Annotated in this window: 1 pseudogene; it reads left to right on the forward strand. The window is 41.4% G+C overall.

What is annotated here, in order from left to right:
• A pseudogene (locus tag J7R13_RS08525) lies at positions 1-872 on the forward strand (hypothetical protein); the annotation flags it as partial.

The raw sequence follows: 872 nt of genomic DNA on the forward strand, positions 1-872 counted from the left end.
ATTCAACCGATGCCGTTACGGGTAAGCAGCTTTATTCGCTTGGTGATACATTTGCGACGTATTTAGGGGGTGGAGCTAAGTATGAGAAAGGCCAATGGATAGCTCCCAAATTTAAGCTTAAAACAGTCAAGGAAGATGGCAGTGGAGTTGGAGAGGAGAGCTATGACAGTGTAGCAGAAGCATTTGCCGGTGTAGGAAATTCTTTCACGAATATTCATAAAGAGCTTAAAAATGAAATTACCAAAGTTGTGGGAGATAGCTTAGTTAAGCGAGATGAGAAGACAAAAGTTATAGCGATTGGTGGTGAGAAAGATGGTGGCAGCATCAGTATAGCAGATAGCGCGAATGGGGATCGTACGCTTTCTGGTGTAAAGGCAGCAGAGAAAGAGAATGAAGCGGTTAATAAAGGTCAGCTTGATGCAAGCTTGAAAGATCTTTCCAACAGTCTTCAGTCTGATGATTCAGCTGTAGTTCATTATGATAAGAACAATGATGAAACAGGCACTATTAATTATACGAGTGTTACTTTTGGTAAAGGAAAGGATTCTGCGGCTGTTGGTCTGCATAATGTTGCGGATGGTAAGATTGCTGAAAATTCACATGATGTGGTTACGGGTGGTCAGCTGTATTCTTTGAATAATACAGTTGCGACATATTTTGGTGGTAGTGCTAAATATGAGAATGGCCAATGGAAAGCCCCAAGCTTCAAGGTTAAAACAGTCAAGGGAGATGGCAGTGATGTTGAAGAGGAGAGCTATGACAGTGTAGCAGAAGCATTTGCCGGTGTAGGAAGTTCTTTCACGAATATTCATAAAGAGCTTAAGAATGAGATTAACAAAGTGGTGGGAGACAGTCTTGTTAAGCAGAATGAA

It is taken from the genome of Bartonella taylorii 8TBB (assembly GCF_902825155.1).
GTDB classification, from domain to species: domain Bacteria; phylum Pseudomonadota; class Alphaproteobacteria; order Rhizobiales; family Rhizobiaceae; genus Bartonella; species Bartonella taylorii_A.